Annotated in this window: 10 protein-coding genes; 8 read left to right on the top strand and 2 right to left on the bottom strand. The window is 62.7% G+C overall.

The window, feature by feature from the left end; translation table 11 throughout:
• The first annotated feature begins 94 nt into the window (after positions 1 to 94).
• The 4 genes from ACSOSP_RS27250 (at position 95) to ACSOSP_RS27235 (ending at position 6,246) form a co-directional block, all read left to right on the top strand.
• Positions 95 to 1,729, top strand: coding sequence for an MFS transporter (locus tag ACSOSP_RS27250; protein WP_455311538.1), 1,635 nt, complete (start codon positions 95 to 97; stop codon positions 1,727 to 1,729).
• A gap of 2 nt (positions 1,730 to 1,731) precedes the next feature.
• Positions 1,732 to 2,808, top strand: coding sequence for an HlyD family secretion protein (locus ACSOSP_RS27245; protein ID WP_455311537.1), 1,077 nt, complete (start codon positions 1,732 to 1,734; stop codon positions 2,806 to 2,808).
• Positions 2,805 to 4,334: an efflux transporter outer membrane subunit gene (locus ACSOSP_RS27240; RefSeq protein ID WP_455311535.1), complete on the top strand. Its 1,530-nt coding sequence runs from the start codon at positions 2,805 to 2,807 to the stop codon at positions 4,332 to 4,334. Before ACSOSP_RS27245 ends, ACSOSP_RS27240 begins: the two co-directional genes overlap by 4 nt.
• 244 nt (positions 4,335 to 4,578) lie before the next feature.
• Positions 4,579 to 6,246, top strand: coding sequence for an ankyrin repeat domain-containing protein (locus tag ACSOSP_RS27235; RefSeq protein ID WP_455311534.1), 1,668 nt, complete (start codon positions 4,579 to 4,581; stop codon positions 6,244 to 6,246).
• A gap of 32 nt (positions 6,247 to 6,278) precedes the next feature.
• Here the strand turns inward: ACSOSP_RS27235 and ACSOSP_RS27230 are convergent, their stop codons facing one another.
• A complete protein-coding gene (locus ACSOSP_RS27230; RefSeq protein WP_455311533.1) occupies positions 6,279 to 6,983 on the bottom strand; it encodes a Crp/Fnr family transcriptional regulator in 705 nt (234 codons plus the stop codon).
• A gap of 167 nt (positions 6,984 to 7,150) precedes the next feature.
• Here ACSOSP_RS27230 and ACSOSP_RS27225 point away from each other — a divergent pair, with 167 nt between their 5' ends.
• Together ACSOSP_RS27225 and ACSOSP_RS27220 are read left to right on the top strand one after the other, a co-directional pair.
• Positions 7,151 to 7,915, top strand: a complete 765-nt coding sequence (locus tag ACSOSP_RS27225) for a class II aldolase/adducin family protein (protein WP_455311532.1) — start codon at positions 7,151 to 7,153, stop codon at positions 7,913 to 7,915.
• An 85-nt stretch (positions 7,916 to 8,000) separates the two neighbouring features.
• Positions 8,001 to 9,044: a 2-dehydropantoate 2-reductase gene (locus ACSOSP_RS27220; RefSeq protein WP_455311530.1), complete on the top strand. Its 1,044-nt coding sequence runs from the start codon at positions 8,001 to 8,003 to the stop codon at positions 9,042 to 9,044.
• A 51-nt stretch (positions 9,045 to 9,095) separates the two neighbouring features.
• Here ACSOSP_RS27220 and pdxR read toward each other — a convergent pair whose 3' ends face one another.
• Positions 9,096 to 10,625 carry a MocR-like pyridoxine biosynthesis transcription factor PdxR gene (gene pdxR, locus ACSOSP_RS27215; RefSeq protein ID WP_455311529.1) on the bottom strand — a complete coding sequence of 510 codons (1,530 nt, stop codon included), beginning with the start codon at positions 10,623 to 10,625 and terminating at the stop codon, positions 9,096 to 9,098.
• 188 nt (positions 10,626 to 10,813) lie between these two features.
• On the opposite strand from pdxR, the gene ACSOSP_RS27210 reads away from it, so the two are divergent.
• Complete coding sequence (locus ACSOSP_RS27210; RefSeq protein ID WP_455311527.1) at positions 10,814 to 11,566, top strand: SDR family oxidoreductase; 753 nt, start codon at positions 10,814 to 10,816, stop codon at positions 11,564 to 11,566.
• Positions 11,567 to 11,652: 86 nt separating this feature from the next.
• Positions 11,653 to 12,363, top strand: coding sequence for an SDR family NAD(P)-dependent oxidoreductase (locus ACSOSP_RS27205; RefSeq protein WP_455311525.1), 711 nt, complete (start codon positions 11,653 to 11,655; stop codon positions 12,361 to 12,363).
• The last annotated feature ends 108 nt before the right edge of the window (positions 12,364 to 12,471 follow it).

Genomic DNA, 12,471 nt, shown 5'->3' with positions numbered 1-12,471 from the left:
AGGTGCTGGAGGAACTTCGATTGACGTTTGTCGTGTGAGCTCCGGCTGAAACTATTTAGATACCCTATCTAACCAGAATAACAACGGGAGTTCCATGAGTACAGGCAACCCTTTGATCACTGAAACGGACACGCCGGGCGTCGCACAGCCGCCGCCATCCGTTTCAGTGCCGGGGACAAAGGCTCTTGCGGCGCCGCCGCCCGCACAACCCAGGCTTTCGCTTCGCCTTGCCGTGGGCCTCGTCGGGATGTTGCTTGCGTCTCTCCTGGCCATTCTCAACGAACAGGTCACCGCAGTGTCATTGGCGGACATCCAGGGCGCGTTCTCAATTGGACATGACGATGGAACCTGGCTGACCGCTTTGTTCGAAGCGGCCAACGTGGCGACGATGGTGTTTGCTCCATGGTTCGGGATCACGTTCACGCTCAAGCGGTTCACGATCGGCGCCGTGATCGCGACAATGCTCTTCGGCATCCTTTGCCCCTTCGCACCGAACCTGCTTACGCTCTACGTGCTGCGCGTCTTGCAGGGAATTGCCGGCGGATGCCTGCCCCCCATGCTGATCATCGTGGCGTTGCGTTATCTGCCGCCCAAAGTGAAGCTGTACGGGCTCGCCGGCTACGCGCTCACAGCAACCTTTGGGCCGGCGCTCGGTACACCGCTCGCCGCTTTGTGGACCGAGTATGTCGGTTGGCAAATGGCCTTCTGGCAAATCGTGCCGCTTGGCGTCGCATGCTGCGTGGCGATCCAGCAGGGGCTCCCGCCCGATCCGCTGAAACTCGAACGGCTCAAGGCCTTCAACTGGACCGGCTTCCTGACAGGCTTCCCGGCTGTGGCCATGCTCGTGACCGGTCTTCTGCAAGGGGACCGTCTCGACTGGCTCAATTCCGATTTCATTCGCTTGATGTTTATTGGCGGGACGCTGCTGCTGGCGACATTCCTCGCCAACGAGTGGTTTCACCCGCTGCCCTTTTTCAAGCTGCAGTTGCTGTCGCGCAGAAACTTTACGCACGGACTGATGACACTCGTGGGCGCGGTCATTCTGCTGGTTGGCGTGGCGGCAATACCTGGCCAGTATCTCGCCAGGGTTCATGGCTACCGGCCGCTGCAGACCGCGCCTTTGTCCTTGCTGGTGGCAATCCCTCTATTGATCGCGCTGCCTCTGACGGCTGCCCTTCTGAACCTGCGGCGGGTCGACCACCGGTGGGTCATGGCGATTGGATTGTGCCTCATGACCAGCACCTGCCTGATGGGGAGCTTCATCACGTCCGAGTGGATCCGCAACAACTTCTACTGGCTTCAGTCCATACAGATCATCGCGCAACCGATGGTGATCCTGGGAATCCTGATGGGCGTGACGACGGGCCTGGCCCCGACAGACGGTCCGTTCGCTTCAGCCATGTTCAACTCGATCAAGACATTTTCCGCGGCCTTGGCGACGGGTCTTATCGAAGGCTTGGGCACCGATCGCGAACGTCTTCATTCGAACATGCTTGTCGATCACCTGGGTAATCACGCGCTGGTGACGAGTCAAAGCATCAACGCGGCTCATGGTCTCGGCGAACTTGCGCACCGGATCCACGAGCAGGCAGTCGTACTGACCTCGGCTGATCTCTACTGCGTTATGGCAGGTGTTGCCATCGCTGTTCTTTTCCTCGTGCCGGTGTTGCCCGTGCGTATTTATCCGCCGTGGTGCACCCCGGCTCCTCTTCCCACCAAGGGACGGTAATCATGTCATCCGCTACTCAATCTCCCCTCAAGATCATTCGTGTTGCCGCTTTGGTTGTCGCAGTCGGCGTTGGGGCATTGGCGTGCTCGGGCCTCTTGGGCCACTCGAATAGCGAATCCACGAACGATGCCTATGTGGAGGCCGATTTCACCCTCGTGGCGCCGCGGGTTGCCGGCCAGATATCCGATGTATTCGTCGATGACAACCAGTCCGTCAAAGCCGGGCAACTGCTGCTGCGTATTGATGACCGTGACTTCAAGGCTGCATTGATGAGTGCGGAAGCGGACGTCACCGCGGCAAAGGCATCGGTTGCGAACTACGATGCCGAGATCGCGCGGCAGCCCTCGCTCGTCGAGCAGGCGCGCGCGACGCTCAAGTCCGACGATGCGTCGATCCAGTTCGCGCGGGCCAACGCCGCGCGCTACCAGAATCTCTCGGACGCCGGGGCAGGAACGGCTCAGGAGCAGCAGCACGCGTCCAGCACGCTCGCCGAGTTACTCGCGCAGCAGGCGCACGACCAGGCCGCGCTGGCGTCGACCGAGCAGAACCTGGGCGTATTGAACACCCAGCGCGATAAGGCGGCCGGCGCGGTCGCACGCGTCGAGGCAGCGCTCGAGCAGGCGAAGCTCAACCTGTCCTACACGGAAATTCACGCGCCGATCGACGGCAAGGTTGGTCGACGTTCCGCACGGGTTGGCGCATTCGTGACGCCCGGTGCGCCGGTTCTCGCGATCGTGCCGCTTTCCGATGCCTATATCGTCGCGAACTTCCAGGAAAACCAGATCACCCGCATGCGGCCGGGAGAAACCGTGCGGATCAAGGTCGACAGCTTCCCTGGCACGGTGATTCGCGGACGCGTAGATAGTCTCGCTCCGGCAACCGGCGTGAGCTTTGCGCCTATCGCACCCGACAACGCGACGGGCAACTTCACGAAGGTCGTCCAGCGCGTACCGGTCAAGATCACCATTGACCGCGGTCAGGAAGCGGCGGCCGCGTTGAGCGTGGGGCTGTCTGTGGAAACAGAAGTGGTTGTCGGTCAGCATGGCGACAAGCCGGCCGAAGGGGGAGATGCAAAATGAACGCGAAAGACTTTTCCTTCTGCACGTTGGTGTTGGAGATATTGGCGTGCCTCGTGATAGCGGGCTGCACCGTGGGACCGAATTTCGAAGCGCCAACAACTTCCGCGCCGCCGCAAGTGTTTGATCGCACCCAAGCTGCGCAAGCACCCAGCAAAGCCGTGGAAGCTGGCTTCAATCCGGATTGGTGGACGCTGTTTAACGACCCCACGTTGAACGCGCTCGAACAGCAACTGGCCGATGCGAACCTCGATGTGGCCGCGGCATCGGCACGCCTTCGGCAAAGCCGGGCCGAACAGCGCGTGGCAGGCGCGGCGGAATATCCCACGCTGGACGGCGCTGCGTCGTACGACCGCGAGCGTGGAAGCCCGAACGGCATCCTGTCGTTGCTCGGGGTCAGCCCAACCGAAACCCAGTCGCAATCCGCTTCGGGCGCCACGCCGCTGGGTGTGGCGCCGTTGCCGGGCTCCAAGGGTTCGCCGGCTTACAACCTCTATCAGGCAGGCTTCGATGCATCGTGGGAACTCGATATCTGGGGCCGGAATCGACGCGGTGTAGAAGCCGCATCCGCCCTGGCGGATGCTTCTTTCGAAGACCGGAACGCGGTGTTGTTGTCTGCCCGCGCCGAACTCGCGCGCGACTATATCGAGTTGCGCGACACACAGTCGTTGCTTCGGATAGCGAAACAAAACCTTGAGCTTGCCCGCAATACCACGAAGCTCACGCAGGTACGGGTGCATGAAGGCGTGACGACGGATCTGGACGTGGCCAACGCATCCGCACAGGCGGAGTCGATCGAAAGCCTGCTTCCGACGCTCGAATCGCGATGCGAGACCACGATCAACGCGATTGGCGTATTGCTCGCCGAGGAGCCGGGCGCGCTCAGGCCAATGCTCGACGAGCCGCATGACGTGCCCGAGCTGCCTGCCCAGGTGCCTGTCGGCTTTCCGTCGGAGCTCGTGCAACGCAGACCTGATATAAGGCGAGCGGAAGCGCAGTTGCACGCGGCCACGGCGTCGATCGGCATGGCGAAAGCAGACTTTTATCCGCGCATTTCGCTCAATGGCAGCGCGGGTTTCCAGACGCTTCAGCTCTCGAGCCTCGCGAACTGGGCGTCGGGACAGTTTGTTGTCGGACCGTCGATTACCATGCCGATCTTTGAAGGCGGACGCCTCAAGGGGACGCTGCACCTGCGCGAAGCGCAACAACAGGAGGCCGCGATCGTCTACAAACACACGGTGCTCGACGCCTGGCGCGACGTGGACGATGCACTTGTCGTCTACGATGCCGAGCAGCGCCGCCGCGATCGGTTGACCGAAGTGGTTGCGCTGAACCAGCGCGCACTGTCGGTCGCGCAGCAGCGCTACAAGGCCGGGGCGGTTGACTATATCGACGTGCTGAACGTGCAGAAGCAATTGCTCGACGGCCAGAGCAACCTGGAACAAAGCAAGGCGACCGCCGCCGCGAATCTCATCACTCTGTGCAAGGCGCTTGGCGGCGGCTGGGAATCGACTTACGCCTCGCGTTAATGAGGCGCTCAATGCAGTACTTTCCTGGGGGTTCGCGGTCAAGCCGCCGTCCCCTCTCCAAACCGATCGCATTCAGGTTGACGAAGTCGGATGTGATCGCCTAGCATCCGGATTAGCGGTGCAGGCCGCTTCCGGGTCCGCGGAAAGGGTTGAACCCACCTGTAAGCAGCGCGTCAGAAATCACACCATCCTTTGTGCTGGCGGTATTGCGGACCTTCGGCCATCAAGCGCACGAGGATCCGTCATGAAAAAGCTGCCCCCCAAGGCCAATCTCGACCATCTGAAGAAGCAGGCGAAGGAGTTGTTGCGTCTCTACCGCAACGGCGACGCAACAGCGATTGCCCGCTTCGTTCATCACCTTCCCGCCGCCGCGCACCACTCAGAGAGTGAAGTCACAGCGCTTGAACTTCGACTGCACGATGCGCATTCCTGTATCGCGCGCGAGTATGGCTTTTCCTCCTGGGCGGATCTCGCCCTTTACGTTGAGACAAGCGCCTTCGCGCATCACGATCTCGCGGGGCTCACGCGCCGCTGGCTTGGGATGGTCTATGGCGGCGATGTCACCGGCACCTATGACGCGGCACGGCCACGTGTCGCGGTTCAGCTCCTCCAGGAACATCCCGGCCTTCTCGCAACGGACGCTTACGCTGCCTGCGCGGCGGGGCATCTCGACGTGGTGTCACGGGCAATCACAGCCGATGCGGATTGGACCCATCGCGCGGGGGGAATGCTGAAGCTCCCGCCGCTTGTCGCGGTGACCCACTCGCACCTGGGACAACTGCCGGAGTTCATTGGACGGCTACGCGAATGTGCGCAGCATCTTCTTCAGGCCGGCGCCGATCCCAACCAACATATTGGCAATCGCTTCCCACCGGCATCTCTTGCAGCACCCGACGAAATGGGTCCGCTGTCCGCCCTTTACGGTGCGGCTGGCGTTATCCGCGATCCGGCGCTCACCGAAATGCTTCTGAAAGCCGGCGCAGACCCCAATGACGGTGAATCGCTCTATCACTCGCTGGAAAACCCCGACTGCTCGCGCCTGTTGCTTCGGTACGGCGCGCGCGTTGCCGGCACGAATGCGTTGCGGCGAGCGCTTGACATGTCCGACCCGGCCGCGCTCGAACTGCTGCTGGCTCATGGCGGCGACGCCAACGAACCGGCTGGAGAAGGACCCACGAATACCTGGGGGCCTCCGCTGCTGCGCGCGATCGCGGTGAGCAGGTCGCCTCGGCATATCGCCGCATTGCTTGCGGCCGGCGCCGATCCCACGGGGCGGACGGCTGCGGGCGTCAGTGCTTATCGGCTGGCGACGCAGGTCGGTCTGACGGAGGTCGTGGAGCTCTTGCGCACCTATGGCGTGGCGGAAAATCTAAGCGCGGAAGACAACTTCGTGGCGGCGTGCGCCCGCGCTGACGCGATCGAGGCGCGCCGCATTCAGGCACGGCATCCTGAATTGCCAGGCTCGCTGCCGGAGGAGCGCTTCCGGTTGCTGCCCGACGCCGCGGCATGGGGATCCAGCGCCGCGGTGAAGGTCATGGTCGAACTCGGCTGGCCGATAGCCGCGCGTGGGGGAGACTGGGACGCGTCAGCGCTGAACCACGCGGTCTTTCGTGGCGACGCGCAGCTGACGGACTTCCTGCTCGCTAGCGGAGCCAGCTGGCGTGAGATACAAGGCTTCGGCGACGACGTGCTCGGTACATTGTCCTGGGCCTCGGTCAACGAGCCGACAGGGCCCGTGAACCCCGACTGGATCGGCTGCGCACGCGCGCTCATGGCTCATGGACTACCCGATATAGAGCGGGATGCGTCAAACGCGGAACGGCTGCTCATCGAAGGTCAGCCCAGGCGGTTTTCCGAGGGAGTAACGGAGGTTTTGCTGGAGCGTGGAGACACAAGCCCTGAATCGAGCTGACCTGTGTCGTTGCTTTGTTATCGAATGCGAACTTACGGACTAGGATCGCCAAGACTGGCCGCACGCAATCGATCGAAATCCAGGATGGCGATCTCCCCGGATTTCAGGCTCACTATCCGTTGATTTTCGAGGTTCCTGAGCAACTGGTTAGTGGTTTGCCGCGACAACGACACCATTGAAGCAAGGCTGTCTTGCGACAGCCTTATCCTGTTCTGCGTGGCGTTGAGTCCGCCATAACCGCCGGCGATCACCAGCAGCCGGCTCGCCACGCGCTGCGCCGCGGGCAACAGCGCAACCGCCTCGGAGTTTTCGAATAAAACCCGCAGTCTTTGCGCCATCAGCAGCGCAAAATCGCGCCAATAGAGGGGCGTCGAGTCAAGCAGGCTTCGCAGCGCGGACTCGGGCACGTGCAGCAAAAGCGTCCTGCTGACGGCAGTGGCGTCGTTCGGACGCGGCAGCCCATCGAACAGCGAGATTTCCCCTATCCATGCAGTCGGTCCGAGCACCGCGAGCAACGCCTCTTTCCCCTCGGCACCAACGGTGCCGATAGCAAGTGCTCCGCCGAGTACCGCGTACAGGCCATCGGACAGTTCGTCGCGCCGATACAAGGATTGGCCCTTTTCCAGTGTGAGCAGGTTGGCATGACCGATCAGATAGTCCTGCAACTCGACGGGCAGGCCCCGGAACCATGAGGTCGTTTCGAGCTGTGACCGGTAGCGGTGCTGGCTGGATTCCATTGGCGTGTCGACTTGTCGTGTATCTGACAGATTTTAGGCAGGTTCGCGAACATCATGGGGACTCGCATCTGACCGGCTCGTGACGCCGCCGCGAGCAAATGCGCGAATTCGCAGGGCGCTGTCCCGGGTTATTCCATCGCTTGAATTATCGAACAAGGAGTGTCGACGTGGCCTCATCTGATCTCAGCCTGAAAAACGACGTATCACCTGCCGAATGGGAAGCGCGAGTCAATCTCGCGGCCGCGTACCGTCTCACTGCGCTGTTCGGATGGGATGACCTGGTGTTTACCCACATCTCGGCGCGCGCGCCTGGCCCGGAGCACCATTTCCTGATCAACCCGTACGGCATGATGTTCGAGGAAATCACCGCGTCGTCGCTGGTCAAGATCGACCTCCATGGCCGCAAGGTTTCCGAGTCGCCGTACGACGTCAATCCAGCCGGCTTCAACATCCACAGCGCCGTGCACACGGCCCGCGATGACGCTCATTGCGTGATGCACACTCACTCGATCAACGGCGTTGCCGTGTCGGCGCAGGAGGCGGGGTTGCTGCCGCTTTCGCAGCAGTCACTGGGTGTGCTGGCGTCGCTCGGCTATCACGATTACGAGGGCATTGCGCTCAACGAAGGCGAGAAGCCTCGCCTCGTTCAGGACCTTGGCAGCAACAATTATCTGATGCTGCGCAACCACGGCCTGTTGACGGTCGGCGCTACGGCGGCAGACGCCTTCGTCGCCATGTACTTCTTTGAAGCGTCCTGCATGATTCAGGTACGCGCCCAGTCGGGTGGTGCAAAGCTCACGCCCATCCCTCAGCCGATTCTCGCCGGCATCAAGGAGCAGATTCGCGCGGTGACGAGCGGCTCTCCCGGCAAGCTGGTGTGGCCCGGGCTGCTGCGTCGGCTGGACCGCCGCAACCCTGGCTATGCTGACTAGCGCTGGGCGAACGGCGTAAGCGTCACGGACCGCGTTTGCCGATTCAACGCATCGCGGATGTGTGGGTAGGTCACTGAGAACCTGTATGGCAAAGATCTTTATCTACGGCGCCGGCTCGATTGGCTGCTATGTCGGCGGACGGCTTCTTGCGGGCGGCAACGACGTCACTTTCATTGGGCGCGCACGGGTGGCCGACCAGTTGCGCCGCCAAGGCATCACGCTCTCGCGGCACGACGATAGCCGCTGGCATGTGCCGCCGGAGCACATCGACGTGTCGACGGACGCCGCCAGCGCCGCCGCAGCCGACCTCGTGCTCGTCACCGTGAAGTCTGCTGCAACACCCACGGCCGCGGCAGAACTGGCGGCTGTGCTTCGGCCGGGCACGATCGTCGTGAGCTTCCAGAACGGCATTGGCAATGCAGACGTTCTGCGCGCCGCCCTGCCGCATCACATAGTGCTGGAGGGGATGGTGCCGTTCAATGTCGTCGAACGCGGGCCCGGCGGATTTCACCAGGGTTCAGCGGGCGAGCTGGAGATCCGGCATACGCCGGCCATGCAGCCCTTCATCGACGCGTTCAAACAAGCGGGTCTGCCTTTGCACCAGCACGTCGACATGTTGCCGGTGCAGTGGGCGAAGCTGTTGCTCAATCTCAACAACGCCATTAACGCGCTGGCGAACCGGCCTTTGAAGGAAGAGCTCTCGCAACGCGCCTACCGGCTCTGCCTTGCCATGGCGCAGAAGGAAGCGCTCGCGCTCCTGAAGCGGGCGGGCATTCGGCCAGCCAAAGTCACGCCGCTTCCCACCTCCTGGATACCGCATGTTCTCGGCGTACCCGATGCGTTGTTCGAACGGCTGGGCCGCACCATGCTGACGATCGATCCGCTCGCGCGCTCGTCGATGTCCGACGACCTGGCAATGGGACGCGCCACGGAAATCGACTGGATCAACGGCGAGGTCGTGCGCCTCGCTCAGCGCCTCGGGCAAACGGCGCCGGTGAACGAACGGTTATGCGAGCTCGTGCGGGAAGCCGAGCGAAGCGAGGTGCGCCCTTCATGGCCGGGCGATGCGCTGCTGGCCGAGCTACGGGCTGCAGCGAGTGCCTTGTCGCCGGTGCACGCGAGAATCTGATCGCCGCATGGATCGCCGTGGCGGGCATCACGATCGACACTCCTCGCTTCATCAGATGTCCAGACACGCGCGCAACGTCCGCGCGAGACGGCCTGCTTCATCCGCATCGGCAATGTTGGCAAAGCCCATGACGAGGCCTCGCGGCGTGCGCCGCGCGCGGCTGTTCGCGTACCAGATCGAAAGCGGCAGCACCGCGAGCCCCGCCTCGTGGGCGCGCGAGGCGACGGCGACGTCGTCGACCGGACCATCGGGGCCTTCGGTGAACTGCACCGCGAACTGGATTCCGCCTGGCGGCAAATCGACGATCAGTCTTTCGCCAAACGCCCGCTCGAGCGCGTGCACGATCAGCATGCGCCGCTCGCCGTACAACGCACGCATCCGCTTCAGATGCCGCGCAAAATGCCCCTGTTCAATGAAATCCGCCACGGCCGCCTGCAATAGCGTCGGCGATCCGGCGTTCATGCTGTGCGCCACGCGCCCGACGCGCTCGACGGCCCGCTCCGGCACCACCGCATACGCGAGCCTCAAACCGGGAAACAGCACCTTGCTGAACGTGCCGCAATAGATCACGCGATCGCGCCGGTCGAGGCTCTTCAAAGCCGGCAATGGCCGGCCCAGATAACGGAACTCGCTGTCGTAGTCGTCCTCGATGATCCAGCTGGACGCTTTCTCGGCCCACTCCAGCAGCGCCACCCGTCTTGCGAGCGACAACGTGTGCCCGAGCGGGCTCTGATGCGACGGCGTGACCAGTGCAAAGCGCGCCTGGGCATCCACCAGCATGCCGCGCTCCACGTCGATCCCTTCGCGGTCCACTGGCACCGGCACGAGCTGCACGCCAGTCTCAGCCAGAAAACCGCGCGCGAGCAGATAGCCGGGATCCTCGTACCACACGCGATCGTTCGGACGGGCGAGACTGCGCAACACGAGTTCGAGCGTCGCGCGGTATCCGCCAGTGACGAACACCTGTTCCGGCCGGCAGGTCACGCCGCGCGACAGCCCGAGATAGGTGGCGATATGTTCCCGCAACGGCCGGTAGCCGGCCGGATCCGGGTACGCGAACATCTCACGTCCGCCGCTGCGGGCGCGATGAGAAACGAGCCTGTTCCACACCTTGGCCGGAAACGCGTCGAGCGCGGGCATCCCTGGTTGCAACGGCCGCGGCGCGCCGCTCATGGCGACGGCGACGGCCAACTGGCGCAGCGCCGGTTGAGCTCCACACGATTCGCCTGGCGTCTCCCGCGCGCCAGTTCCATCGGTGCTCTGGCTACCGCTCGCCTCCTGAACCCCTGGCGCACGCGGCGAGCGCATCACCGATGCCGGCAGCGACGGTGAGACGAACGTGCCCGCCGCGCCGCGCATCTGCAGGTAGCCCTCGTCGACGAGGATCGTATAGGCCAGTTCGACCGTGCCGCGCGCCGTGTTCAACTGCGTGGCGAGGCTGCGCAGCGCGGGTACGCGCTCGCCGGGACGCAGATGCCCCGCGGCGATCGCAGTCTTGAAACGCTCGCAGATCTGCAGATAGATCGGCAACTGCTGCCGCCGATCTATTTCGATGGTCAAGGCGGGCGTCGGCACGGTCATGACGGTCTCGCGGGCAAGAGGAGCGGAACAACTTGGACTAGTCAGATCGACTGTTCTTGTCACTTTTCGATAGAACATGATTCTTCCACACTAGCCTCACGCGATGCGACGGCGTCGAACAATTTCACGCGACACAGCAGCCACCGTTCGCCCCGCGCGCTCACTCACTATCGTCTGGAGAATCTGTCATGAAGATCATCGTAATTGGAGGTTCCGGCCTGATCGGGTCGCGGGTCGTCACGCTGCTCAACGAGGCGGGTCATGAGGCGATCGCCGCGTCGCCGCGTAGCGGCGTGAACACCGTTACCGGCGAGGGCCTGAGCAACGCGCTCGCGGGCGCGGACGTCGTAGTGGATGCGACCAACGCGCCGTCCTGGGAGCCGCAAGCGGTGCTCGACTTCTTCCGCACCTCGGCGCGTAACCTCGGCAAGGCCGAAGTGGCCGCAGGGGTGCGCCATCACGTTGCGCTATCCATCGTCGGCTGCGACCGCACGCCGGAGAATGCGTATTTCGTTGCCAAGGTCGCGCAGGAAGAGGTGATCGAAGCGGCGGGCGTGCCGTACACGATCGTACGCGCGACCCAGTTCATGGAGTTCATTGGCGGTATCGCGGATTTCAGCGCGGTCGACGGCACGGTGCGTATCGGCGAAGGACTGTTTCAGCCAATCGCCGTAGACGATGTCGCGGCGATCCTCGCGCAGACCGCGCTCGCCGCGCCGCTGAACGGCAGGGTCGACATCGCGGGACCGGACCGCGCGCCCTTCGCGGATATCGTCACGCGTTATCTGAAATCGGTAGGCGACGCGCGGCCGGTAGTGACGGATCGCGACGCGCAGTACTACGGCGGCCGTGTCGAAGAACATTCACTCGTGCCGCTCGGCGACGCGCGGATCGGCCGCGTCAGTCTCGACCAGTGGCTGGCGCAAGCTAAAAAAGGTTGATCGCGGGTTGATGTGAAACCCGATTCAACGCGTCTGGATTTGCCTTGATCGCCGTCCAAGCCAAATAGAAAATTCCGGAGTAAAGCATGAGCACGTCACAAAAGGTCGTCATCGTTACCGGCGCATCGCAAGGTATCGGCGCCGAGGTTGTCAGAGCGTTTCGCAAGCTCGATTACCGCGTAGTGGCTACCTCACGTTCGATCAAGCCATCGGAAGATCCGAACATTCTCACGGTAGCGGGTGACATTGGGGACCCTGCTACCGCGCGGCGTGTCGTCTCCGAAGGTCTAGCGCGATTTGGCCGGATCGATACGCTGGTGAACAACGCCGGCATATACATCGGCAAGCCTTTCACCGAACACACGGCCGAAGACTACGCCGCGGTGACGAATGTGAATATGGCGGGTTTCTTTTACGTCACGCAACTTGCCATTGCCGACATGGAAAGGCATTCGAGCGGCCACGTGGTTAGCGTGACCTCCAGCACCGCCGACAATGCGATCAGCGGCGGGTATTCGGTACTGGCAGCCCTGACGAAGGGTGGTCTGAACGCCGCCACGAAGTCGCTGGCGATTGAGTACGCAAGGAAAGGTATTCGCGTGAATGCCGTGGCGCCGGGGATCATCAAGACACCGATGCACGCGCCGCAAACTCATGAAGCGCTGGGCGCTTTCCATCCGCTCGGGCGCATGGGCGAGACGCGCGATATAGCCGACGCGATTCTGTTCCTTGATTCCGCACCGTTCATCACGGGAGAAATCCTGCACGTTGACGGTGGCCAGAGCGCCGGTCGTTAAGATTCATCGGGCGCCGCAAACTGGTGCGCTCTCCCCTTCCCACGGCAACTACATCATTCGAGTGAGACATCACGCATCAAACAGAAGCGCGATGCAGTTTCATGTAAT

This window comes from Caballeronia sp. KNU42 (assembly GCF_053760385.1).
The sequence above is the reverse complement of the archived record's forward strand: the minus strand, read 5'-3'. Positions and strand labels throughout refer to the sequence as shown.

Coding starts and splice junctions, on each gene's coding strand:
- ACSOSP_RS27250 (WP_455311538.1), top strand. CDS start 95: ATGAGTACAGGCAACCCTTTGATCACTGAAACGGACACGCCGGGCGTC.
- ACSOSP_RS27245 (WP_455311537.1), top strand. CDS start 1,732: ATGTCATCCGCTACTCAATCTCCCCTCAAGATCATTCGTGTTGCCGCT.
- ACSOSP_RS27240 (WP_455311535.1), top strand. CDS start 2,805: ATGAACGCGAAAGACTTTTCCTTCTGCACGTTGGTGTTGGAGATATTG.
- ACSOSP_RS27235 (WP_455311534.1), top strand. CDS start 4,579: ATGAAAAAGCTGCCCCCCAAGGCCAATCTCGACCATCTGAAGAAGCAG.
- ACSOSP_RS27230 (WP_455311533.1), bottom strand. CDS start 6,983: ATGGAATCCAGCCAGCACCGCTACCGGTCACAGCTCGAAACGACCTCA.
- ACSOSP_RS27220 (WP_455311530.1), top strand. CDS start 8,001: ATGGCAAAGATCTTTATCTACGGCGCCGGCTCGATTGGCTGCTATGTC.
- pdxR (WP_455311529.1), bottom strand. CDS start 10,625: ATGACCGTGCCGACGCCCGCCTTGACCATCGAAATAGATCGGCGGCAG.
- ACSOSP_RS27210 (WP_455311527.1), top strand. CDS start 10,814: ATGAAGATCATCGTAATTGGAGGTTCCGGCCTGATCGGGTCGCGGGTC.
- ACSOSP_RS27205 (WP_455311525.1), top strand. CDS start 11,653: ATGAGCACGTCACAAAAGGTCGTCATCGTTACCGGCGCATCGCAAGGT.